The sequence below is a fragment of the Cupriavidus sp. SK-3 genome, from assembly GCF_000611145.1.
In the GTDB taxonomy this organism is placed as follows: domain Bacteria; phylum Pseudomonadota; class Gammaproteobacteria; order Burkholderiales; family Burkholderiaceae; genus Cupriavidus.
The window spans coordinates 63962-85748 of sequence record NZ_JFJV02000125.1; the positions used below are offsets into that span (position 1 = coordinate 63962).

Consider the following 21787-nt stretch of genomic DNA (forward strand, 5'->3'; position numbering starts at 1 on the left):
GATGCGCCAGGTGTTGGCGCTGATGGATGAAGTCGAAATCGTTGGAGAACCCGTGGATTCCGCCGAACTGATGCAGTGGCTGGGCAGAGCCAAGGCCGATGTCCTGCTCAGCGCCTTTTGTCGTCCGGGCGGGCGACACAACGACAATATCGCATTGCTGGATCTTCTGCATGGCACCTGTCCTCGCTTGAAGGTCGTGATCATCACGAAGGTATCCAGCCCGTTGGTCCTGCGAGCCATGATCGTCTCGGGTGCCCATGGTCTGCTGCTGAGTAGCGACCCGGAAAGGGAGATCGCGAGTGCCATCCTGGCTGTCGCGCGAGGGCGAATGTATATCGCGGAATCGGTGCGCAGGCTGATGGCTCACTCGCGAGTGGCGGAGGAGCCGATCGACGTCTTTGCCAACGATTGCATTTCAGCACGGGAGACCGAAGTGCTGCGCCGCTATACGCGCGGCATGACCGTTGGTGAGATCGCCACGGCACTGGGCCGCAGCATCAAGACCGTGAGCACGCAGCGCATCACGGGCATGAAAAAGCTGGGACTTGCAAACGACCGTGAGCTGTATGAGTACGCATTCGCATTTCGGTTTGCCCCTGCCAACGAGGATACTGCTGCATTGGAGACGGTCAATTTCCTGCGCGGGTAACGACACTCCGGGGTCATGCCAGCGGAATTGCGGGGGGCTATGGAAAATCACTGCTGAAATCGAAGATTGAGAATTGTCCGATAGGAAAGAATTCCGATCGGCGGCACTATTCGATCATGCATTCCCATCGACTTCGTGCTGGGCGCCGTAGCGTCAAGATATCGCCGCCGCGCGTAGCCGTTGTGATGCTATATCTCTTGGCCGCGACGTTGCTGCTGTGCGCGGGCATGGCCGCGGTGTTGTACCTGGAGTCTCAATTCGAGAGGAAAATTTCCGCATATCGGCGCCAGATGAATGCTGCGGCGTATAACGCGCAGATTTTCCTGGGGCAACGTAGTTCGCTGCTGAAATCCCTGATCGACTCCATATCCGAAGGCAGCGGCGAGGTTGTCGCGTTGCCAGCAAGCGCGGCACATCACATCGAAGGGATTTCGCTCGCCATCGATCGGCAACTCGGGAAGAGTTGGACCTTGTATGTTACTGAACGGGACAGGGATGCCATCGCGCGTTCAGGCGCCCATCTGGTCTACTGGACCACTGCCCAGTCCACTCAGGCAGGGCTGGAGAGCGATCGCCGTGGAATTCGGGAAACGCTCTCGCCGGAGGTGACAAACATGCTGGTTGCGCCGCACGCGCAATCGGCTGACGCCAGGTCGATTATCTGGGCCAGCGATCGTATTCATCACCGTCTTTACATGTTTGGCCGGGTCGATCCTGGCGAGAAGACAGCCGGCTGGCTTGGATTGGCATTGGACAATGTCGAGCCGGGTCTCCTGCTGTCCAAGCCTGGCCTGAGCTATATGCTGCTGGACCGCCATGATAACGTTGTTCTCGAAAGCACGGAAGATGCCGAATTAAGGCGCGACCTGGCAAGAATGCCACGCGAGGATGCGTTTATTCGATACGGAATAGGCCCAATACCCAAGTACCTCACGCTCAGCAAGGCGGTAGGCGACGACGGTTGGCGTGTTGTTTATTTCATTCGTGCGAGCGCACTGCTGAAGGTTTGCATGCCGGCCATCCGGCTGGCACTGGGGGGCGTCCTTCTGCTGATCATCGGCATCGGCATCGGCATCGTGTATATCAATCGGCATCAGATGCTGCCGGCGCGGCGGCAATTTGACAGCCTGATCGAAAGCGAAGCGTTTAGCCGATCCATGATCGAGGCGGCACCGGTGGCATTGTGCGTGCTTCGCCGCCGCGACGGCAACGTGCCACTTGCCAATGAATTGGCGCGAAGCTGGTTTGATCCCGACATCTCGTGGCGCGAAGCCGCGCTGTCCAGGGACCGCCATCCGAGCACCGGGAGGGAACTGGTGCTGCATGACGGCCGCAGCGTCTATGTGTCGTTCGCGTCAGCGCGCTACCAGGGCGAAGACGTGGTGATCTGCGCGTTCAACGACATCACGGCCCGCAAGGAAATGGAAGCAGCAACGCAGCTAGCCATTCAACGGGCGCAAGCCGCCAATGAGGCCAAGACCGTTTTCCTGACCACCATGAGTCATGAGATTCGTACGCCGCTTTATGGCATTCTTGGAACACTTGAGCTCCTGGCCTTGAGCTGTACGTCAGGGCAGCAGCGGGAGTACATCAAGGCCATCGAAAGGTCCTCGGATTCGCTATTGCAGGTAGTGGATAACACGCTGGACATCTCGAGGATCGAAGCCGGGAGCCTGATGCTCGAACCGGCGGCCTTCTCGCCGCTCGACCTGACGGAGGACGTGCTTTCCTCGTACGCTGCACGCGCGGAGCGCAAGGGCCTGCTCATCTACGCCTGTATCGATGCGGACATTCCCGGGAGCTTGCTTGGCGATGCAGTTCGCGTGCGCCAGATCCTGAACAACCTCCTGAGCAACGCCATCAAGTTCACGCAGATGGGCCGGGTGGTGCTGCGCGCGCGGATGGTGGCAACCCGGCCGCAAGCCGTCGAGCTGATGTGGCAGGTGGCGGACACCGGCATCGGTATCGCGGCGGAAAGCCAGGAGCACATCTTCGAGTCGTATTATCAGGCAAGCGGTAGCCGGCAGGCGACAGCCAGTTCCGGACTCGGACTTTCGATCTGCCATCGGCTTGCCCAGTTGATGGGCGGCGCTATCCAGGTGGTAAGCGAGCCTGGGCTCGGAAGCCTCTTCTCGGCTACGCTGCCCTTCTCGTTGTCCATCGATGCACCGGATATCGTGATGCCTCAACTACGGCCTGGCGTGGTGTACGTGCGCTCGGACGTGAGGGAGGTCGCCACGCATCTGTGTGCCTGGCTACGGCGTTGGGGTGCCGTCGGACAGCCTTACTCCGAAACGCAGGGTGGCTTGCATCGGGACGACATATTGATCGACGTGCGGCCATCGGCGCGCAGTGAGATCCCCTGGGCGGGGCTTAGGGTTCTGGCGATACCGTTTGGCCCCGATCATCCGCAGAGAACCGGGGGTGGCTGGGAGGTGAACGGGTATAGCGTGCGAGCGATCGGCCTTGCAGTCCAGTTTGCGCAGAACGATGTTGGCGAAAGCGGCTGATCACGCCCAGGCACATTTGAGCGCCCCGATCGGCTCCGGGTTCCGGACTTCACCTGCGTTTGCGCTTGGCAGTCTACCCATTATCCATCGCCACCCTCCCCCTCATCCTCCTGCGCGGCCAACTCGCTCAACACCAGCGTTTCATGTGCGAGCACGGCCGCCAGCGAAAGCAGATGGCTCTGCGCCTCTTCGGTGATGTTGCACAAGGAGCCGCCGGCAGCGTTCTCGACAGCCACCGAAAGCAGCGCGTTGAGTTGCGCGGCTTTTTCCGCGGCGAGGCTTAGCGGGCTTTCGGAAGGCGCGTGGGCCGTGAGGAAGGTGTCGCGCCCGGCGCGCTGGGCGGTGATGTTGTAGTGCGGATACCTATGCATCGGGCGCCCTCCGTTGGGAGGCGCGCAGGCGCTGGCAGAGGATGGCTGGCTTCCACGTCACCAAATCAAGGCGTAGTACCCCAGATAGAACAGGGCAGTGCCTGCCAACAGCGAGAGCATTGTCCAAGCGAACCTCCCAGCGGTTGGCTGACGCGAGTACTTCCAACCCGCCGATGCCCAAGCCACAGCAGGGCCGACCAAAAAAAGGACAATCGCGGCTTGGCCCCACCATGACACCGAACAATGCTCGATGTCCCAACAGCCGTGCCACTGCTCGATGAGCGGCCATGAGTATTTCTCTGCCAATTTCGCGGCTAGTAGAGCCGACTGCCTCATCGCTACCAGCGCCATAGCGATAAAAGCCACACACCAAGCGAGACGCGTCATGCGACTTCCCGCAGCAGGGTCTTCTTCGATTTGCCTAAATCCGAGTACCGCGCCGACCCAAGCCCCACGGTAAAGCGCAGGAAGTTATTGAGCCGGCCCTGTAGCGACGCGGCCGTGATTGTTTCGCCGTTCCACAGGTCGATGTGGTCGCCTGTCGGCGAAACTTCGTTGTCCAGACCGCTGGTCCACGTTCATGCCGAATTTGGCATCGAACTCGGCTGAGGTAGCTCCTCGATTTCATTTGATGGCACGCGTGTGGTCAGCGCAGCGTTGCCAACCTGGTCTTGGACTCCATCCTCAAGGGAAAGTAAAGGTGAATTCGGCGGAGCCTCCCGCGTAGCCGGCCATCACCTCGGCGTCGCCACCGGTGCGGATGTACTGCGCCGACAGGGGAAGCTTTGCTGTCCTGCCCGCTTTGTCGAGCGTCATCTCGTACTTCTTGGCAGCACCCGGATCGCCATAGGAGATGCGCTCCCGGCTGCCATCCTCGCGCGTCATGATGATGCCGAACCCCTGGGCCAGGCTTTGCCCGCCTGGCGCACTGAGCCGCAATACCGTCTTGTCTGCGTTGGGAGGCGTGGCCTTGTCCCTGAAGCTGATCGTGGGCTTGGCGTTGGCCGCGCAATTGCTCAGGGCGATCTCGAAGTGCTTCGGCGGGGACGTGTCGTTGAGCCTCTTGAAGCGATCAATGGGAATACTCCCCAGATCGACCGGAATGATCTGATTGGCCACCACGTCGCATTTGTTCGAAATCGGAGGCGGAGGGCCGCCGCCAATGCTGACGAGACCAGTGCTGTCGTAGCTAATGGACTGATGGCACCCCGGGCCCAAGGTGGGCACCTGGAACGTGCTGCCCAGGCTCACCCCCACCGATTTCAGAAAGTCCGCTGAGTAGATCTTCACCTGGAGACCACTCGCAACATTGGTCACCTTGATCTCGCCCGCGGCGAGCGCATTCGGGTCCTTGGTCAGCACCAGGTACTGTTTGTAGCTGGCGATGGTGGACCCGATCTGTACCCCCAGATTAGGCTGAAACAAGACGTCCAACTTCTCGACGGCAAGCGGGTCGATCTCCTTGCGCAACGTCCTGGCGACACCGTCCGACGATAGCGCTTCCCACTTGAAGCCGATGCCGTCAATATTCGTTGGCGCAATGCCATCCGTTCCGATGGGCGGCCCGAACCCCATTGCCCAGTGCGCGCCCGTGACCAACTCGTGAGCGATCACGGCCGGCGTCGAACCAAAGGTGAAGGACGTCGTCAATGCGAACCGCCGCTCCATCAGGATCGTGCCGATGGCCGTGCTGCTGGTCAGGGGGTTGGCTACCGTCCACGGCTGGACCTCCTGCGGATTGGGGTTCGTGCAGTTGGTGGCCACGCGGTTTTGAAGTTGTGCCAGGGCGCTGCCGCTCGCCAGCCCCAGCCCCAGCCCCAGCATTAGCACGGCAATGAACAGGCGTACCGATTGGTGCGCCGCCCGTGCAATCCCCGGCAACCCGGCGATAGGCAGTACATTCGTATTCATGCAGCTCTCCATCTCCCCACCCCTGTCTCCCTAGCCTTTCGAGGCGGCGTCAAAATCCATGGTGCGCGCGGCCAGCAGGACCCGCCACCTGCGCCACCAGCAACGCATATCCGTCCTTGGCTTCCATGGCGCGGTACTGAAATGCCCTTGCATGCCATGCCGAAACACGGCATGGCATGCAAGGGGTAAGGGGCCTGCTAGACAGGCAGGCCATCAGACTGCTTCAGCACCTTATTGAATGATGGTGCCGTAGTTGATGCCGGCCTGCGGCAGCATGGCAGCGTTACCGGAAACCCGGTTGCCCTGCATGGAACCGAAGTTCACACCGACCAGGCCACCATAGTTCTGGGAGTAGTTCGGCACGAAGCTGACCTTGCCGCTGGCCGTCGAGTAATTGACGTCGCCCAGATTCAGGCCAACCAGGCCGCCCATCGTCACATAGCTGCCGCCGCTCACCGTGCCGGAAGCCGACGAAGCGCGGACCACCCCGTTGTTCTGGCCAACCAGCCCCCCCACCGCGCTGCGGCTTTCACCCCTGACGTTGCCGCTGGCCACGCCCGACACGATCGCGGTTCCATTGGTGGTGACGTTGGTGCCGACCAGGCCGCCGGCAAAGCTGTTTGCACCGGCATAGACTTCGCCGCTCGCTTCCACCGCCAGCAGGTCGCCGCCGTTGTAGCCAACCAGGCCGCCAGTGTGGCTGTTGCTGCCGCCCGTGGTCTTACCTCGCGCCACCGAACTCTGGATGGTGCCGCTGTAGTTGCTGCCGACCAGGCCGCCCACGCGGTTGTTGGCGCCGCCGATCACGGCACCGGTGGCTTCTGCGCTGAAGATGGTGCCGCCCTCGTTGTTGCCGGCCAGGCCGCCCACATCGATGCCCGAATAATCCGTGACGGTGCCGCTGGTCTTGACATTGGTCAGGCTACCGTTCCGGTTCTGCCCCACCAGGCCGCCGATGGCCGCGGCGCCACTGCCGTTGACGCGGCCGCTGGTGTAGGCATCGGCAATGCTGCCACGGCTGTCGTTGAGGCCAACCAGGCCACCGATGACGGCGTTGCCGGAAGCGCCTGTGTTACCGGCGGAGAAGACGCGCTCGATGACGCCACCGTTGTTGTAGCCCACCAGGCCGCCCACGTTCAGGCCGCCGTAGGATGTGCCGACGGTGCCCCGGCTGGACGAATCGGCTATATAGGCGTCAGGCCCGGCGTTCAGCCCGACCAGGCCGCCCACGCCGCCCATGGCCGTGCGCTGCATGTACCCCCCGATGGAAACATCCGACGTGCTGCGTGTCACGCTGCCCGCGTTCTCACCGACCAGGCCGCCGATCGACTGGGTCAGGCCGCTGCCAAACAGACTGGAGAGGCTCACTGAAGCGCGGTCGATGGAGCCGTCGATGAGGTTCTTCCCCACCAGGCCACCCATTGTATGGGCCCGCCCGGTGTTGCTATTGAGGCGTACGCCGGTGGCGGTAACGTTGGAGATGGTGCCGGAGTTCTGACCGACCAGCGCGCCCAGCGCAGCGGCGCCGGCATTGGCAGACGTCGCGTTGACCGACAACGTCGCCAGGCCGAGGTTGCTGATGCTGCCGGACGATGCCGAGAACAGGCCGGACAAAGGCCCGGTGCTGGTCACCGAGAGATTGTTCAAGGTGTTGCCCAGGCCGTCGAAGACGCCGTAGAACGTGCCGTAGTCGCCGCCAATCGACTTCAGGCTGCCGCCGCTGATCTTGTTGCCCAGCACATAGTAGCCGCCCAGATTGTCGTTGATGCCCTGCAGCTGCGCGAGGTTCTGGATCACGTTATAGGAAAAGCCGTTCGACCTGAACGACGCCCCCGTCCCGGACAAGGTGACCACCGCGCCGTTGTTCAGGTTCAGCGAGCGGCCATAGTTCAACGCCAGGCCGTTGCCGGCCCCGCTGAGCGTGACCTTGTTGTTCAGGTTGATATCCTTGGTGCCGCCAGCGGTCATGGCCAGGCTGGCGTTGACGCCGGTGGCGCTCAGCGCTCCGTTCACATTGACATCGCCAGCCGAGGCCAGCGTCAGCTTGTTGCCGCTGTTCCAGCTGATCGGCGCGTTGACCGAGAGATTGCCCACGGTGCTGGCCAGCTCGATATTGGTCGTGCCGAGGTTGCGCGAGAGCGTGTCGCTAAACGCGGTATTTTCGCCACTGGCGGCCGTCTGGCCGATGTTGACATCCATCGCGTTGAGCTTCCAGGTGCCCGTCTGCCCGTTATTGGCCTGGGTGTTAACCTGGGTGGCCAACTGCACCTGCACATCGGCGCCGCTGGTCTCGATGGTGCCGCCGTTGCCCGGGCCGGCCATCGCGCTGGCGTTCAGGTTGCCGGCCACGCGCACGACGCCGGCGCTGCCGCCGTCCAGCGTGATCTTGCCGGCATTGCCCTGCAAGGTCTTGGCCTCGATCATGCCCGTATTGTTCACCACCGCCTGCTGCAAGCTGCCGGCGGCGCGAGCCGTCATCAGCACCTGGCCACCGTCGGCCTTGAGCAGGCCGCCGTTTTCCACCAGCGAGCCCACCAGGCCGCCATTCACCTGCAGGTTGAGCAGGTTGCCGGCGTCGAAGCTCACGGTGAAGTCATTGCCGGCGCCTAGCGCCACCCGGCCCATCTGCGCCTGGATAAGGCCAGTGTTTTTCACCGCGCTGCCCAGCAGCGCCACGCTGCCGCCCGGAGCGGCGGTAATCCGGCCGGCATTGGTGATCGGTGCACCCACGCCGCCGGTAAAGCGGTAGGTCCCGCTGTTGAAATCCGCGTTGCTGATGTCCTGCGTCGAGGCCACCAGGCCGCCCACGTTGACCTGGGCGGTCTGCCCGAACACGATCCCGCTGGGGTTGACCAGGAAGACGCGGCCATTGGCACCGATCTGGCCCTGGATATTGCTGGCGTTCGCAGTAATCACGCGGTTGAGCGCGATCGCGTTGCTGTCGGGCTGATTGAAGAAGACTCTCTCCCCCGCGCCAACGCTGAACCCATTCCAGTTGATGATCAGCTTGTCGCTCGACTGGTTGATCGACATGTCCCGGCCATTGTTGTAGGACGCGACATTACCGGTGCCCGATACGATCACATTGCCGGTCGGCAAGGCATGCGCCGGCGCAAGCGCCCCCAGCCCCAACAGTGCAACGGCGGCGACAATCACGCGCCTGGCGCCGCCAGACTTGCCGCGGCGGCGAGCCCCTTCGCTGGCAACGTTCCAGCATCCCTGGGCCTGATTCCAGACCAGTGCATAGCTTTTGTTCATATTGACCTCATTCCTTGTTATTGAGAAAGCTGCAACCATCCCGGCAGCACGGGTACTGCACCGACACGGTCCACGGCGCACTCAGAAGTACTGCGCGCCCTGCACCCAAAACCTGGGGCTGCGCACCGGCCCCCCGCTTGCGTCGCGCTGGCCCATCGGCCAGGCCAGCGCCAGGCTGATCTGATGTCCCTGCCCGGCCCAGGCGCCGCCAATGCCCGCCCCCGTCAACCGGCGCGTATTGCGCTCCCTGGTCCAGGGCTGCTTGTTGATGTCCACCACGCTCTTGTCCACGAAGGCGCTCAGCTGCCAGCCAGGGGCCACCGCGTAGCGCAACTCCAGGCTGGCCTGCCAGCCCTGGTCGCCGCTGCCGGCGCCGAGCGCGTAGGCGCGCACGCCATAGGGCCCGCCCATGCCGAACTTCTCGGAGCCGTCCAGGTTGCCGGACGCCCATTGCGCATTGGCCTGGGCATAGAGCTGGAAGCGATTGCTCAGCCGCTGCAGGCGCGCCGCGCTCAGGTTCATCTTGCTGAAGCTGCCGCCGGCTCTCGCGCTGATCTGGTCGATGAACTCGGTGAGCGGATCGTCGATGCGAAGCCGTCCCGTGCTGTAGCTCGCCGAGAACATGGTCTGCCCGCCGCCGAATACGTTGTCCTGGCCATTGCCGTTCACGCCGGCGGTCCACAGCCCCACGCGCTTCCCGACGTTGGTTTCGAAGAGATCCATCTCGTCGCGCAGCCGCTTGTCGTCGTACTGCAGCTGGGCGTTCAGGTTGAAGGCGCGGCCGCGCAGCAGCGGCTGCGAGACGAAGACGCTGCGGATGCTGGCGCGGCCGTGCGCTTCCAGCACCGCGAAATCCTTGTCGAGGTGATAGCCCATATCCGAGTACGACACACCCACGCGCGTGGACCAGGGCCCGGCCGGCAACTGGTAGCCGGCGCGGTAGTAGCGCTGCCGCTTGTCGCTGCCAAGCACGCGCAGGCTCAGTTGGTCCCCCAGCCGCAACGGGTTGTTCAGGTAGAAGCTGCCGCCCAGGCGGTATTCGCCGGTGTAGTAGCCGCCATAGTTGTCCGCCTCCAGACTGCCGCCGGCCAGCGGCCCGGGCTCCGCCTCGACCAGCAGGTCGGTGGTACCGGGCTCGCTGCCGGACTGCAAGGTACCCTTGGCCTCGGCGCCGGGGATATCGTTGAGCAGCAGCAGGCTGCTTTCCAGTTCCGCGCCATGCACCGCCTCGCCGCTCCTGAGCCTCGATAGCGGCTGGCGCAGCACGCCGTCAAACGCGCGCGACTTGTTCTGCAGCACGATCCGCCCGTACCTGCCCTCCATCACTTCGAGCCGGACCATGCCGTCCTCGATATCCTGCGGCGGCAGGAAGGCGCGCGCCAGCAGGTAGCCGTGCGCGTGGTAATACGCGGTGATGCGGTCCGCCGCGGCGCGCAGGCCTGCCAGGTCCTGCTCGCTGCCGTTCAGGTCGCCCAGCAAGGGCAGCAATTGCGCCGAGTCGAATACCTTGTTCCCGTCGATGCGAAAGCCCTGCACCTTCAGGCGTGTCCCCGGCTCGGCGGGCGCGGCGGGCGCGGTGCGATCATCCGCCTTGGGCAGCTCCAGCTCCAGACTGGACGGCGCAGGCAGTTCCGGACGTACGGTCTCGAGATCGCGCATGGTCTGCCCGGCCCTGGGTATGCTGGGGACATTCGCCGCATTGGGCACATTGGGCGCATTGGGCACATTGGGCACCTGCGCATGCCCCACGACCGGCAGCAGCAAGATCAGGCCGACACCGCAGGCACGCAGCCCGAAAGCGCGGCGCACAGCCCGCTCACCGACCGCCCGGCGGGCTTGCGGATCGGCATCGGCATTGATAACGGTTTCACGGCCAGCACTAGCACTCACTTGATTCCATCCCATTGCAATCCCATTCTTTTCACGAGCGGCCCGATCGATGCTCATGCGCCGCTCTCTGCCCGATAGCGTTGCCCTTGCTCATCGAGCCACCCATCGCCTGCATCGAAACTACCTTTTGACGTTTGCATTTCCGACGATCAGTTCGCCGCTATCCCTGACGGCTTCGTAATGCACCACCGCCTCGTCCGCGGCGGGGCCCGCCAAGCCGGGCAGCACGAACCGCGTGACGCCAAGCGGCGCGATGGTCAGGCCGTCCAGTTCCGCCAATGCGCCCCCGCGCCCGACCTCCATCCGCGCCAGCGACACGTGGTAAGGCGTAGGGTTGGTTGCTTCCAGGACGGCGCCTCCCGCCTTCCCTGCCTTGCCAAAGGCCCATGTCACCTGTCCGATGGCCTCGTCCGCAGTGCCGGGCAATCCCGCCGGCCGGAACAGCAGCTTCATGCGCGTGCGGTAAGACAGGCGCAGCAGACTGGCGCTGTCCTCGGCCAGCGGCGGCACCTCCAGAAAGTTGATCCAGAACACCGACTCGCGATCCCCCGGCAGCGGCTCACCGGTGTAGCGCAGCCGCAGCACCGTCTTGCGCTCCGGGTCCAGCCTGAGCAATGGCGGCGACAAGATGAAGGGCACGCGCAGCGTGGCCGGATCGGCATCGACCTCTCCCTGGTCCAGCCAGGCCTGGACCAGGATCGGGCTGTCGCCCGCATTGCGCAGCCTCACGCTCAGCGCCGACAGATCGGCGGGGTAGACGAAGCGGGTGCCGATGATCGACAACGCCGCCAGCGCCCCGGCGGGCGCCAGGCACAGCAGCAAGGCCAGCATGGCCCCGGCGCGGCGCCATGCCCGCTCGCAACGCGGCCTGCGATCGCCTCTGCCCGCAATGATTGGATCGGTCATGTTGCTCGGCCTTCCCTGATTCCGCATGCCGGCCGGATTGCCTGGCGCTGCCATCTTGGTACTGCACAATGGCCCGGCTCCGGGTTGCCTTGGCCTCACGGACGCGCGGCCAGCTTTTTGCTGCCCACGCCACCGGCCGGCAATGGAAGGCACGGCAGGTCCAGCATTTCGTAGCCGCTGCGTTTCCCCTCCACGCGCGCGGGCAGCGTGTAGTCGATCACGCAGCGCTCTTCAGGCTTCTTGCCCCATTCGACGCGGATCGAGCCGCGGTCATTCTCGGTGCGCACCACCAGGCGGCTGCCCTGGCCCACGGCGCCGATCTCCATGCCGCCTTCGCCATCGATGGCGGTGGCGGCGAAGGGCAGCAGTTCACCATTGGGCATGCGGCTATTGATAAGCAGGGCACGCGCCTTGCGGGTTTCGTACGTGAGCATCACCACCGCACCGGCGCGCGGCGCGACGCTGCGCGAGGTCACCTTCAGCTCGACGTCGTCGGGGATGCCCTTGGGATCGACATCGATGCTGTTCAGCTGATAAGGGATCAGGCTGGGTACAACCGCGTAGCCGCGCCGGTCCACGCTGGCGCCGCCGTAGCCGACCCGGGCGCCCCGCGCATCCGCCGCATGGACCACGCCGATGGTCTCGCCAAGGGTCTGTGCCATGGAAACGCCGCCCGGATGAACGACCAGGCCGCCCTGCGCGCTGGCCGATGCCTGCCGATAGCCTTGACCCTGGCCAATGCTGGCGCCCAGCGTGACGTCGGGCAGGCGCCAGTTGATGCTGGCGTTGCCCGAGGCGGCATTGCGCCGGTCGTCATAGGTGCCGGAGAGCGAGTACGAGCCCTTGCCCTGCTGGTCGATGAGCCCCGAAACGCCGGAAGAAACCTGCGTGCCGGCACCGTCGTCGTGCGTGACGAAGGTGTTCAGGACGGGAGTGCCGCGGGCGGACTTTCCCAGTGGAATCGACAGGTTGAGGCTGACCAGCGTGCTGTTGCCGCTGGCGGCTCCCCCATACAAGGCCCCGCCGGACCCCGCGTTCTGCACGCGCTGCACGGACACGGAATAGGTGTTGCCGCGCCACTGGTTGCTGTAGCCCAGCGTGAAACTGAGCGCCTGGCCACGCTGGTTCCAGTACTGGAGCGAAGAGCCGTTGAGGTAGACACTGCCGCCACTTGCGCCGAGCTGCTGGCTGATATTGGCATCCACTCTGCTGCGCATGCGCGCGAAGGAATCAGCCGCCGCGCCGCGCTCGACGGCATCGTGCAGCATCAGCGCGTCGCGCAGGCCAAGATAGCCGCGCGTGGAATAGCGGTAGGCTAGCAGTGAGAAGCTGGTACCGCTGTTCGGCAAGTTCTTGCTGTACGAAACACGGAAGCTGGAGCCACGCAGGCTATCGCCGTTTGGCACGGTGGCCCTGGCCCACGTGACGTCGGCGCCAAAGCCACCGAAGCGCGTGTTGAGCGCCCCGCCCAGCAGCCCGGAGGCATAGTTGCTGGCGAAGGCCACACCACCGTAGCCGGTGACCATATTGTTGATGCCGTGTTGCAGTGTGCCCTGGACGATGTACTGTCCGCTGCCTTGCAGAGAGGGGTCGCTAGCCCTTCCCGCGGTCACGCTGTAGCGCGTGACGCCGGGCCGCAACAATTGCACGGTGGTGGCAAATGGCACCAGGAAGGTACGTGCCTGCCCGTTGGCCTCTGTCACGGTCACCTGCAGGTCGCCGCCGTAGCTGGCAACCTGCAGGTCATTGATCTCGAACGGTCCCGGTGCCACGGTGGTCTCGTAGACCAGGAAGCCACGCTGATGGACCGAGACCCGGGCGTTCGAGCCGGTGGTACCGCGCACCACCGGCGCGTAGTAGCGCTGCGTCTCGGGCAGCATGCGGTCGTCGCTGAAGATCTGCGCGCCGCGGAAAGACACCGAATCGAACAGTTCGCCGCTGGTCGAACTCTCGCCAACCAGCAATTGCGAACGCAGCTCGGGCAGATCGGTCTGTCCATAGACATAACCGCGCTGATAGCGCATGCCAGTCAGCGGCGACCAGGTAACCGAGCCGTTGTGGCGCAATCGCAGCGGCCCGAGGTTTGCCCCCAGGTTCAGGCCCGCGTAGGCCTGGGTGGTGTTGCGTCCCTGGCTCTCCGTGGTGAAGATATTGGTGTTGTAGTTGAGCAGCAGCGCCGGAACGCCACTGTCCCAACGCTGCGGATCGACATAGTTTTTCGATGTGGTCAGCCGCAGATAGTATTGCGGCACGGAGAGATAGATCGCCTGCTCCGCCTGGTCGAACTTGAGTTCGGCGCCGGGAACATAGTTGCCGATGTCGGTACAGACCAGGCCTTCCGGCATCGGGTTGGGCGGCCGTGCGGGATCCTGGCCGCGCGCGCTCTTGTTCAGATCGACACCTGCGCGGGTGAGCAGATCGCGGTCGTAGCATGCCTGCGCGCTTTCCCGGCCTGCAACCTGCCGGAACTCGATATCCTCGGTGCCGCGCCATTGGCCATTGACGTGCAATTCGACGCGGTACTTGCCGGGTGCGACAATATCCAGCCGCTCGAAACGGCTGGTATCGATCGTGATGCCCTCGGCGCCCTGCGCCAGCATGTAGGCGTCGAATACCACCCGTTTGCCGTCCAGGGCGGACAGCAGCCTCGGCTCGGGCGCGGGCCCGTTTCCATCGCTGCCGGCACTTCGCGCGCGCTCCGGGTCGCCGTCCTGTGCCTCTTTACTTTCCTGCGCCAAGGTTTCGCCAATCTGCGCGCCGAGATCCATGGACTGGCGCGTCCCCGCGCCCTGCCCACCCGCAACGGTCGCCGCCGCCCAGGCGGTAGGCGACATCGCGATCGCCGCCACGGCGCCGATCAGGCGAGGCGCAAGGCGCCCCGGCCTGGAGGTCGGCAGCACAGCCACAATGCCGACGCGAGCTGGGCAAGCGGGTTGAACAGGGCGAACTGAGGATTGCATAGACTGACGAATTTGTCCTATCTGCGGAAGCTGGACGCCGCTGTACAACCGACACGGCGAAAGGAATCGGGACGGGAATGCTTAGAGGCTAATTTGCCAATGCCTTCTCTTCCGTGTACCGGCCGCCGTAGTCATTGATGACTTCGTAGCGGACAAGGGCACCGGGATGATTGCCGGGCTTTGCTTCGGGCAGTACAAAGGTCTCCTTGCCGAGCGGGGCCACCATGCCACCACCCGCGGAGACAAACTTGCCCTCCAGCCTGGCATCGACCCGGCCGAAGGAAACGTAGTAGGGCGTAGGGTTGCTGACCTCCACGGCAAGCTGCTTCGCCGTCTTTCCACCCGGCCCCTGGCCTTCCACTGTGACCAGCTTCCAGGCAAGCTTGCCGGGAGCGGCATCGACGTCCGTCAGTTGCACGGGCCGGAAGAAGACCTTGATACGGCTGCGGAAGGCGAACAGAAGCGCATTCTCAGCGCCCTCCTTCTTCGAGGGCACCTCCAGCACATTGAGCCAGAACACCGTCTCGCGGTCGGTCGGCAGTGGCTCCTGCGTATAGACGATGCGCAGCACCGCGCCCTTGCTCGGCTCTACCCGGCCGACCGTCGGCGAGACCATGAAGGGAACCCGGACTTTCTCGGGCGGCACATCCGCCTGGCCATCGTCCAGCCAGTTCTGCACGAGAACGGGCTCGCTGCCGATGTTGTTCAGCCTTACGGTAACCTCACGGGCATCGGACGGGAATACCAGTCGCGTACCCTGTATGACAATGGAAGCCTGCGCCACGCTGGCGCAGGCGGCGAGCGCCACGACACCGGCGGCAAGAAGTGAAGAGATGCGAGCGACCGACGTCATGGCATTCCTGGCAATTAAACCTGGCTCGATTTAGTAGTAAGCCATCGTGTAGCGGATGAACGAGTTACCCGCACCCGCCGTGACGGAGGCAGCGGTCTGGACATAGGCCGCGCTGTAGGTCAGCGTTGCGGTGTTGCCAGTGATCGTGGCCACCTGCGGGCTCGCCTGTGCCTGGTTCAGCGCGATCTTGCCGGTGGCACTGTTGCCGTTGTCGCTGACCTCGATCTGCACGCCTTGCGCCGCAGCGGAACCCTGCAGGATCAGGTTGCCGGTGACGGGATCGATGTTGGCGGAGCCCGTATCAAAGGAGATGGAGGCCTTCGTTTTATCCTTGCAGGCCGTGCCGCCGCCCAGTACCAGGCTGAATGGCACTGCGGGGGATTTCACGCCAATGCCCGTGAAGATGATGGGGTCCACGCGGCCCAGATCCACGGTGGTGCGATTGTTGGGCCCGGCCGGCTTGCCGTTGATGGTGCAGGTAACATCCGTGATGGAGCCGGTGAAGTCCAGCTGGCCGTCGAACGCATGCGACAGCGAGGGAGCCATGGCAGCCATGACCACACAGCCGGCTGTGAGTGAGCCGAGAATAGTACGCTTCATGTGATTTTCTTCTTCCGTTGGTAATTGGGGCAATGCATCAAACGATTAGATGCACCCCGGTTTAAATGCAGGTCCACATGGGACCGAAGCACCGGCTTCCGAATCGAACCGCACCCTGCCTGACGCATTCCACGCCAGATGCAGTCACGGAAAGAAACGCAATGGCACTGAGGCCACTCGACGGTGACCAAATCATAGATCTCATGAAATAAAATAAACCCAAGAAAATTCTTGTTTTCCATAAAAACAATTAAATCGATATTTGGATACTTCAAGCCATTTCGTCATACGAAAGTCGAAGCCCCGCCTCGACAGCATGCAGCCGGCAACCCATGGATTTGGGCGCAGCGGGCTGCGAACATGCGCGGACTCGCCGTCACGCTCGTATTTGTTGGCGCGAATGGACAACGAGCCGGGGCGCGCGGGTGGACGAAGAATTCGAGGGGCTGGATCTGGGCGATCCGAGGCGGGGTCGACGTGCAAAGGCGCGGCTCAAACGGCTTGCCGCCAGGCCCACGGCGAGCATGCCGGGCACGTGCGATGGATGCTCGGAGACCATCCATCGCTGCCTATCGATTTCCCGGCAACGAGGAGATGGAGTGGGCGCGCCCTGCCGGGCGCACCCATAAAAAAACCGCAGCACCAGGCTGCGGTTTTTTTTTCGCCGAGGCATAAGCCCCGGCCAGGCAAGTGCTACCGTCCGATCAGATCTCTTCGTACAGCGGCAGCGTCAGGAACTCGGCAAAGTCCTCCGACGTGGACATCTGCTCGAAGATCTCGCCGGCGCGGTCATATGTCGTGGTGTCGCCACCGACGAAAGCCTTGACCTTGGCCAGCTCTTCCGGGATCAGCGCGCGCACCATCTCGGCGGTCACCTTGCGGCCGTCCTCCAGCTTGCCCTTGGGCGAGCGGATCCACTGCCACACTTGCGAGCGCGAGATTTCGGCGGTGGCGGCGTCTTCCATCAGGTTATGGATGGGCACGCAGCCGTTGCCGGCCAGCCAGGAGCCGAGGTAGTGGATGCCGACGTTGATGTTCATGCGCAGGCCGGCTTCGGTGATCGGGGTTTCCGGCTGGAAGTCCAGCAGGTCCTTGGCGGTCACGTTAACGTCGTCGCGCTGCTTGCCGAACTGGTTGGGCGCGTCGCCCAGCACTGCCACGAATTCCTTCATGGCCGGCTCGACCAGGCCCGGGTGCGCCACCCAGCCGCCGTCGTAGCCGTCGGTGGCATCGCGCTTCTTGTCGTTGATGATGCCTTGCATGGCGATGGCGTTCTTCTCCGGATCGTTCTTGATCGGGATCAGTGCGCTCATGCCGCCGATGGCGGGCGCGCCGCGCTTGTGGCAGGTCTTGAGCAGCAGCAGCGCGTACGAGCGCATGAACGGCGCGGTCATGGTGACCTTGGCGCGGTCGGCCAGGCAGAAGTTCTTGTCAACCTTGAACTTCTTGATGCACGAGAAGATGTAGTCCCAGCGGCCGGCGTTCAGGCCAGCGCTGTGCTCGCGCAGCTCATACAGGATTTCTTCCATCTCGAAGGCGGCCAGGATCGTTTCGATCAGCACGGTCGCCTTGACGGTGCCTTGCGGCAGGCCGATTTCGTTCTGAGCCATGACGAAGACGTCGTTCCACAGACGGGCTTCGAGGTGGCTTTCCATCTTCGGCAGGTAGAAGAACGGGCCGGCGCCGCGTGCGATCTGTTCCTTGGCGTTATGGAACAGGAACAGCGCGAAATCGAAGATGCCTCCGGAGACGCGCTGGCCGTCGATGGTGACGTGCTTTTCGTCCAGGTGCCAGCCGCGCGGGCGCACTTGCAACGTGGCGATCTTGTCGTTGAGCTTGTAGTGCTTGCCGTTCGAGTCCAGCGTGAGGGTGCGGCGCACGGCGGCCTTGAGGTTGACCTGACCCTGCAACTGGTTGTGCCAGTTGGGGGTGTTGGAGTCCTCGAAGTCGGTCATGTAGCTGTCCGCGCCGGAGTTGAACGCGTTGATGACCATCTTGGCTTCCACCGGGCCGGTGATTTCCACGCGGCGGCAATGCAGCGCGGCGGGCACCGGCGCGACTTTCCAGTCGCCTTCGCGCACGCTCTTGGTTTCCGGCAGGAAATCGGGCAACTCGCCGGCGTCCAGGCGCTTGGTGCGCTCGACGCGGGCAGCCAGCAGTTGCTGGCGGCGCGGCTCGAAGGCGCGATGCAGTTTGTCCACCAGGGCCAGGGCCGCCGGCGTGAGGATGTCTTCGTAGGCCGGCAGGATTTCGCCGGTAATCTTCATGCCCGCAGGCAGCGTGATGGCCATCAGTGTTCTCCTGTGATCGATGGTTTGTTTAGGGTGCCCGCTGTCAAACCGCCGCACCGCAGGTGCGGGCGAATTCGAGCAGGTCGTTCATGTCGTGCCCGGTGCCGGAGGGGCTCGCATCGAGCTGCTCCGCCGGATGGCCGGCACGATTGATCCAGAACGTGGTGTAGCCATACCAGGTGGCGCCGCAAGCGTCCCAGCCGTTGGACGAGACGAAGAGGATTTCCCCGGCCGGTACGCCGAAGGCCTTGGGGCCCAGCGCGTAGGCGTCGGGCGCGGTTTTGTACATGCGCACCGCATCCACCGACAGCACGTGGTCGAACAGCCCGTGCATGCCGGCGCTCTTGACCGAGATGTCCAGCATCTCGGGATTGCCGTTGGACAGGATGCCCAGCGGCAGCCCGGCGGCCCGCAGGCGCTTGAGCGCCCCGAGGTTCTCCGGGAAGGCAGACAGGCAGGCATATTCCTTGAGCAACTGCGCCTCCGCGGCGGGGTTCAGCACCAGTTGCAGGCGCTCGGCGGCATAGCGCAGCGCGTCCACCGTGATCGCCCAGAACGGCTTGTAGTATGCGCCGTCGGGCGCGGCCAGCGAGCGGATGCGGGTGTAGTCGATCTGCCGCTCGCGCCACAGCAGCGCCAGCGCTTCGCCCTTGCCCGGAAACAATTGCTCCGCGCGCGCGGTGACGGAATAAACGTCGAACAGCGTGCCGTAGGCATCGAAGACGACTGCGCGGATCTTTTGCATGAGCTGAAGCGGTTCCCCTGGGCAAACCCGGCAGGCCAGCGCATTGCGTGGGCCTGTACACCAATGAATGCATGCATTGTAGGGAGACGTTGCGGTGCGGCAAAGTCGGCCCGGGTCACTTGATCTTTTACTTTTACCCCACTAATCTTTGCAAACGCTCTAAAGAATAGGCACCAAATCCACCCCATTGCTTCAAGCTCCCCGATTTTTGGGCGGCATGAGGCACAAAACTTGCGAATACCGTGGATCATTTCAAGCAATTGGAGACGTTCGTCTCCGTGGCCGCGCGGGGCAGCCTGTCGGCGGCGGCGGCGGCGGAGGGCGTGGCGCCTGCCATCATCGGGCGCCGCATCGATGCGCTGGAAGAGCGCCTGGGCGTCAAGCTGCTGCTGCGCACCACCCGCAAGATCAGTCTGACCTTCGAGGGCTCGGCGTTCCTGGAGGACTGCCAGCGCATCCTCAACGACCTGCACAACGCGGAAGCCAGTGTCTCGGCCGGTGGCGTCAAGGCCAGCGGCCACCTGCGCGTAACCGCGCCGGCTGGCTACGGTCGCAAGCATGTGGCGCCGCTGGTGCCGCTGTTCATCGAGTCGCATCCGGATGTGACCATCACCCTGGACCTGTCCGACCGCGTGGTCGACCTGGTCAACGAGGGCTTCGACTGCGCCATCCGCCTGGGCGACCTGCCCGATTCCAGCCTGGTCTCGATCCGCCTGGCCGAGAACCGGCGCGTGGTGGTGGCCTCTCCCAATTACCTGTCGCGCCACGGCGTACCCGCCCTGCCCGAGGACCTGACCCGCCACAACTGCCTGGCCTTCGGCGCCAGCGCCAATGTGCAGCGCGGCTGGGCCTTCCAGCAGGAAGGACGCCCCCTCACCGTCAAGGTCGGCGGCACCATGGAATGTTCCGATGGCGCGGTGCTGCACGCCTGGTGCCTGCAAGGCCACGGGCTGGCCTGGCGTTCATGGTGGGAGGTGGGGCAAGAGATCGCGAGTGGCCGGCTGGTCACCGTGCTCGATGAGTTCCAGGCGCCGCCGATCGGCATCCATGCGGTCTTTCCGCAGCGCAAGCACTTGCCGCTGCGCGTGCGGCTGTTTATCGACCACCTGAAGAACACCTACGGGAATCCGGCGTACTGGCGGCGCGCGGAACAAGCTTCCGCCGCCAAGGCGCAACTGGTGGTCAATCAGTAATTTGATATAAGGCAATGACGCATGAGCCACCCCTGCCTACAATGAAATCCGACAGGTGCCGTGCGGCCTGCCCCCCACCACCCGTTAAACCGCGTTCCTAAGGAGTCCAGCATGTTCAAGCACATCCTGCTACCCACCGACGGTTCGGAGCTGTCCAAGAAAGCCATCGACGGCGCGCTGGAACTGGCCAAGACAATCAATGCGCGGGTCACCGCCTATGTCTGCCTGGAGGAATATCCCTACACGCCCTTCAGTGAGATCGTGGTGGAAGCGCCCCAGGCCTTCAAGGACCGCATCGAAAGCCAGGCCAAGCTGTACCTGAAGGAAGTGGAAACCGCAGCCAGGGCCGACGGCATCAGCTTTGACGCCGACATGAGCACCTTTGCCGTGCCCTACCTGGGCATCATCGACGCGGCCGAGCGTCACGGTTGCGACGTGATCTTCATGGCATCGCATGGCAGGCGCGGGCTCTCCGGCCTGTTGCTGGGCAGCGAAACACAGAAGGTACTCACGCACACAGACATTCCGGTCATCGTGTATCGCTGAGCGCCGGCACGCGCCATGGCATGAGGCGGTGGAATTCAAAAAGGCCGGCTGCCCGTCGGGGGCGCCAGCCTTTTCATGCTTTCGTCCTTCCGTCCAACCGGCTGAGCCGGATGAGATCAGCTGGCCGACTTGATGCGGTCTTCGATATGCTTGGCGCGGTCTTCCGAGCCCGGGTGCGACGAGAACATGCCCGACTTGCCGCCGTCCAGCTTGGCCAGCTTCTGGAACGCCGAGACCAGGCCGCGGGTATTGGCCTTGTTCTTGGTCAGCAGGTCATACGAGTAGTCGTCGGCGGCGCTCTCCTGCGTTTGCGAGAATTGCGCGTTGATCAGTTGCTCGCCCAGTTCGCCCAGTTGCGAGGCCGACAAGGCAGCCACGGCGCCATTGCCGCTGGCGGCCAGCGCGCCGCGCGCCGCCATGGCGGCGTATGCCACCTGCATCTTGTTCTTGGTGTGGCCCAGGGCCACGTGACCCAGTTCGTGGCCAACCACGCCACGCACTTCGTCGTCGGTCATCATGTCCATCAGGCCGCTGTACACGCGCACGCAGCCGTTTGCCATGGCCCAGGCGTTGACGTCCTTGGTCAGGTAGACCTTGGCATTGACGTTCGGCACCCCGGCCGACTGCAGGCCGGCCATGATCTTGGTCAGGCGCTTGGCGTAGTTGCTGCTGGGCGCAGCAATCTTGCTGGTGCTGTCGAGCTCGGCGCACGACTTGTCGGACATGGTCTTGACGTCGCCGTCGCTCAGGGAGGCCGCCTTGAACATCGACGTGCCGGCACCCATCATGCCGTCGACATTGGTGCCGGCACAGCCGACCAGAATGGCGGAAAGACCGGCGATGGCCGCCAGGGAAAGTTTGTGCTTCATGCTTGGTTTTCTTCTTGGAATGTACACCGGCTGGATTGCCGCCAGTGATCTTTATGGATATGCGCCGGTGACTAACCGGCAACCCTGCTGTGTGCCTCTTTTGACACACGGGCGCAATCATATCGCTGAAATCATTCCAAGTGAACGATAAATGCCTTAATCGCTACAGTCACAATTTTTGACATTTCTCACTCATCGGCCCCGCCTCCCCTGCCGGTCCGGACCTCGGCCAGGC

At 63.6% G+C, this 21787-nt stretch carries 16 protein-coding genes; 5 read left to right on the forward strand and 11 right to left on the reverse strand.

What is annotated here, in order from left to right; genetic code table 11:
• Nucleotide 1: 1 nt before the first annotated feature.
• Nucleotides 2–649, forward strand: coding sequence for a response regulator transcription factor (locus CF70_RS12875; RefSeq protein ID WP_051648352.1), 648 nt, complete (start codon nucleotides 2–4; stop codon nucleotides 647–649).
• 185 nt (nucleotides 650–834) lie between these two features.
• Nucleotides 835–3159, forward strand: coding sequence for an ATP-binding protein (locus CF70_RS12880; protein ID WP_051648354.1), 2325 nt, complete (start codon nucleotides 835–837; stop codon nucleotides 3157–3159).
• 80 nt (nucleotides 3160–3239) lie between these two features.
• Here CF70_RS12880 and CF70_RS12885 read toward each other — a convergent pair whose 3' ends face one another.
• The 8 genes from CF70_RS12885 to CF70_RS12925 form a co-directional block, all read right to left on the reverse strand.
• A complete protein-coding gene (locus CF70_RS12885) occupies nucleotides 3240–3530 on the reverse strand; it encodes a hypothetical protein (protein ID WP_035864976.1) in 291 nt (96 codons plus the stop codon).
• Nucleotides 3531–4214: 684 nt separating this feature from the next.
• Nucleotides 4215–5441 carry a fimbrial protein gene (locus tag CF70_RS12895; protein WP_051648356.1) on the reverse strand — a complete coding sequence of 409 codons (1227 nt, stop codon included), beginning with the start codon at nucleotides 5439–5441 and terminating at the stop codon, nucleotides 4215–4217.
• A 231-nt stretch (nucleotides 5442–5672) separates the two neighbouring features.
• Complete coding sequence (locus CF70_RS12900) at nucleotides 5673–8699, reverse strand: GLUG motif-containing protein (protein ID WP_035864981.1); 3027 nt, start codon at nucleotides 8697–8699, stop codon at nucleotides 5673–5675.
• An 81-nt stretch (nucleotides 8700–8780) separates the two neighbouring features.
• Complete coding sequence (locus CF70_RS12905) at nucleotides 8781–10589, reverse strand: ShlB/FhaC/HecB family hemolysin secretion/activation protein (protein WP_235185026.1); 1809 nt, start codon at nucleotides 10587–10589, stop codon at nucleotides 8781–8783.
• 120 nt (nucleotides 10590–10709) lie between these two features.
• Nucleotides 10710–11495 carry a fimbria/pilus periplasmic chaperone gene (locus tag CF70_RS12910; RefSeq protein ID WP_235185027.1) on the reverse strand — a complete coding sequence of 262 codons (786 nt, stop codon included), beginning with the start codon at nucleotides 11493–11495 and terminating at the stop codon, nucleotides 10710–10712.
• 95 nt (nucleotides 11496–11590) lie between these two features.
• Nucleotides 11591–14329: a fimbria/pilus outer membrane usher protein gene (locus tag CF70_RS12915; RefSeq protein ID WP_081862162.1), complete on the reverse strand. Its 2739-nt coding sequence runs from the start codon at nucleotides 14327–14329 to the stop codon at nucleotides 11591–11593.
• Nucleotides 14330–14543: 214 nt separating this feature from the next.
• Nucleotides 14544–15308 (reverse strand): fimbrial biogenesis chaperone, encoded by a 765-nt coding sequence (locus tag CF70_RS12920; RefSeq protein WP_035864983.1) that lies wholly within the window; start codon nucleotides 15306–15308, stop codon nucleotides 14544–14546.
• A gap of 30 nt (nucleotides 15309–15338) precedes the next feature.
• A complete protein-coding gene (locus tag CF70_RS12925) occupies nucleotides 15339–15908 on the reverse strand; it encodes a fimbrial protein (protein ID WP_035864985.1) in 570 nt (189 codons plus the stop codon).
• 332 nt (nucleotides 15909–16240) lie between these two features.
• Between CF70_RS12925 and CF70_RS34865 the strand changes: the two genes are divergently transcribed.
• Nucleotides 16241–16537 (forward strand): IS4/Tn5 family transposase DNA-binding protein, encoded by a 297-nt coding sequence (locus CF70_RS34865; protein ID WP_235185028.1) that lies wholly within the window; start codon nucleotides 16241–16243, stop codon nucleotides 16535–16537.
• A gap of 75 nt (nucleotides 16538–16612) precedes the next feature.
• Here the strand turns inward: CF70_RS34865 and aceB are convergent, their stop codons facing one another.
• Together aceB and CF70_RS12935 are read right to left on the reverse strand one after the other, a co-directional pair.
• Nucleotides 16613–18199, reverse strand: a complete 1587-nt coding sequence (gene aceB / locus CF70_RS12930) for a malate synthase A (protein WP_035864987.1) — start codon at nucleotides 18197–18199, stop codon at nucleotides 16613–16615.
• A gap of 43 nt (nucleotides 18200–18242) precedes the next feature.
• Nucleotides 18243–18944: a haloacid dehalogenase type II gene (locus CF70_RS12935; RefSeq protein ID WP_035864989.1), complete on the reverse strand. Its 702-nt coding sequence runs from the start codon at nucleotides 18942–18944 to the stop codon at nucleotides 18243–18245.
• A gap of 242 nt (nucleotides 18945–19186) precedes the next feature.
• Here CF70_RS12935 and CF70_RS12940 point away from each other — a divergent pair, with 242 nt between their 5' ends.
• Nucleotides 19187–20137 carry a LysR family transcriptional regulator gene (locus CF70_RS12940; RefSeq protein ID WP_035864991.1) on the forward strand — a complete coding sequence of 317 codons (951 nt, stop codon included), beginning with the start codon at nucleotides 19187–19189 and terminating at the stop codon, nucleotides 20135–20137.
• Between the two features lie 111 nt (nucleotides 20138–20248).
• The gene (locus CF70_RS12945) at nucleotides 20249–20683 is read left to right on the forward strand and encodes a universal stress protein (protein ID WP_035864994.1); all 435 of its coding nucleotides are present in this window, start codon (nucleotides 20249–20251) and stop codon (nucleotides 20681–20683) included.
• A gap of 116 nt (nucleotides 20684–20799) precedes the next feature.
• On the opposite strand, the gene CF70_RS12950 is transcribed toward CF70_RS12945, so the two are convergent.
• A complete protein-coding gene (locus tag CF70_RS12950) occupies nucleotides 20800–21552 on the reverse strand; it encodes a M48 family metalloprotease (RefSeq protein ID WP_081862158.1) in 753 nt (250 codons plus the stop codon).
• Nucleotides 21553–21787 lie beyond the last annotated feature (235 nt).

Excerpts from the sequence above, each read along its gene's own strand:
- CF70_RS12875 (WP_051648352.1), top strand. The coding sequence starts at position 2 with ATGCGCCAGGTGTTGGCGCTGATGGATGAAGTCGAAATCGTTGGAGAA.
- CF70_RS12880 (WP_051648354.1), top strand. The coding sequence starts at position 835 with ATGCTATATCTCTTGGCCGCGACGTTGCTGCTGTGCGCGGGCATGGCC.
- CF70_RS12885 (WP_035864976.1), bottom strand. The coding sequence starts at position 3,530 with ATGCATAGGTATCCGCACTACAACATCACCGCCCAGCGCGCCGGGCGC.
- CF70_RS12895 (WP_051648356.1), bottom strand. The coding sequence starts at position 5,441 with ATGAATACGAATGTACTGCCTATCGCCGGGTTGCCGGGGATTGCACGG.
- CF70_RS12900 (WP_035864981.1), bottom strand. The coding sequence starts at position 8,699 with ATGAACAAAAGCTATGCACTGGTCTGGAATCAGGCCCAGGGATGCTGG.
- CF70_RS12910 (WP_235185027.1), bottom strand. The coding sequence starts at position 11,495 with ATGACCGATCCAATCATTGCGGGCAGAGGCGATCGCAGGCCGCGTTGC.
- CF70_RS12915 (WP_081862162.1), bottom strand. The coding sequence starts at position 14,329 with ATGTCGCCTACCGCCTGGGCGGCGGCGACCGTTGCGGGTGGGCAGGGC.
- CF70_RS12920 (WP_035864983.1), bottom strand. The coding sequence starts at position 15,308 with ATGACGTCGGTCGCTCGCATCTCTTCACTTCTTGCCGCCGGTGTCGTG.
- CF70_RS12925 (WP_035864985.1), bottom strand. The coding sequence starts at position 15,908 with ATGAAGCGTACTATTCTCGGCTCACTCACAGCCGGCTGTGTGGTCATG.
- CF70_RS34865 (WP_235185028.1), top strand. The coding sequence starts at position 16,241 with ATGGATTTGGGCGCAGCGGGCTGCGAACATGCGCGGACTCGCCGTCAC.
- aceB (WP_035864987.1), bottom strand. The coding sequence starts at position 18,199 with ATGGCCATCACGCTGCCTGCGGGCATGAAGATTACCGGCGAAATCCTG.
- CF70_RS12935 (WP_035864989.1), bottom strand. The coding sequence starts at position 18,944 with ATGCAAAAGATCCGCGCAGTCGTCTTCGATGCCTACGGCACGCTGTTC.
- CF70_RS12945 (WP_035864994.1), top strand. The coding sequence starts at position 20,249 with ATGTTCAAGCACATCCTGCTACCCACCGACGGTTCGGAGCTGTCCAAG.
- CF70_RS12950 (WP_081862158.1), bottom strand. The coding sequence starts at position 21,552 with ATGAAGCACAAACTTTCCCTGGCGGCCATCGCCGGTCTTTCCGCCATT.